Annotated in this window: 2 protein-coding genes; both read right to left on the bottom strand. The window is 73.6% G+C overall.

Annotation, left to right across the window (positions count from 1 at the left end; translation table 11 throughout):
• Nucleotides 1–113 precede the first annotated feature (113 nt).
• Entirely contained in the window at nucleotides 114–812 is a 699-nt protein-coding gene (locus AC2W7C_RS18095; RefSeq protein WP_486002595.1) for a DUF2459 domain-containing protein, read from the bottom strand.
• Nucleotides 809–1,260, bottom strand: a 452-nt coding sequence (locus AC2W7C_RS18090; RefSeq protein WP_486002594.1) for a hypothetical protein, incomplete at its 5' end; no start/stop codon positions are given. The genes AC2W7C_RS18090 and AC2W7C_RS18095, both read right to left, overlap by 4 nt.

The following is a 1,260-nucleotide window of genomic DNA, read 5'->3' as shown; positions in this document are numbered from 1 at the left end:
CGCGCGCGCGGCGCGGTTGGGGCGGGCGTCGGTCCTTTGCTCCTCTGCGGGAGGCTGACAGGCGCTCAGCGCCAGGACGGCCATCGACACGACGGCCAGCCGCGAAAGTGAACTCATGACCCGTCTTTCCCCTCCGACGCCTGCTCCCGGTCGATCGCCGCGATCACCTCGCTGGAGGTGACGGAACGCGCAGGCCGCACCGGCAGGCCTGCGGCATTCAACACGCCCGCGGTCCAGTGGTTGCACAGGCGACCGATCCAGAAATGCTCCCGGCTGGCGTAGAAGCGGGCGTCGTCGCCGGCGCGGCGGGCGGCGACCCGCGCGGCTCCGGACGACAGGTCCAGCGAGCGCTCCACATGCGCCGCCATCCGTTCGAACCCCGCGGGCGACAGGCGGAAACTGCGGGTGTCCTTGCCGGGCAGGTCCGGGGCCGGGTCCAGCATGATCACCGAGGCGTTGCCGGGCCGGAAGAAGGCCCGGGCGCCGTCCGGCAGACGGTCCGTCATCGGGCTCTGGTCGACGTAGAATTTGGCGTCGCCCCAGCCGATCAGGATCCAGTCGCCCGGCGGCAAGGCGCGAACCGCCTCGGCCAGCGGCCCGGGACGGGCCTCCAGCGCGGCGCGCGGGACGGCCAGGTCGGTGTGGAAGCCGTTGTCCAACAGATGCGCCTCGACCCCCGGCGCGTCGGACGCGGCGGCCCACAAGGCGCGGTCCCCAGGGGACGTCCAGGTCCAGAGCGCGGCCAGCCAGCCCAGGGCGGCGGCCAGGACGACCCACCGCAGGCCGGTGGACTCTCGACGGACTTTCTTCATCGGGCGCGGAAACTCCAGACGCCGCACAGGGCGTTCGCCGGCGCTTCGGCGCCGACAATGATCCGTTCACGGAACAGCATCATGTCCACTCGGTCGCCTCGGTGCAGCAGGGCGACGACGCCCGGCGCCCGCCCGGCGCACAGGGGCGACGGGACGCCTCTCCGGCCGCGCTCCGCCGGGACCACCCGGCGCAACTCGATCTGGGCGTCCTCACGGGCGTCCAGCCGCGCGGCGAACGTCTGGCCCACGGCGAAGAACTCCTGGCCCGAGGCGATGCGGAGCGGTTGGGTTCGGAGAACGCCGCCGGTCTCCAACCGGATCATGGCGCCGGTGAAGCCCACGCCCCCGACCGCGGCGCGAGTCGCCTCGTCGGCGGCGTGAACTCCCCCGGCCAGGATGCTGTCGCCGGATGAAGCCGCCGTCGGTCCGCCAGCTCCGGCCGCGGCGG

The sequence above is a fragment of the Brevundimonas sp. CURTG3B2_SDJG genome, assembly GCF_057364705.1.
The sequence above is the reverse complement of the archived record's forward strand: the minus strand, read 5'-3'. Positions and strand labels throughout refer to the sequence as shown.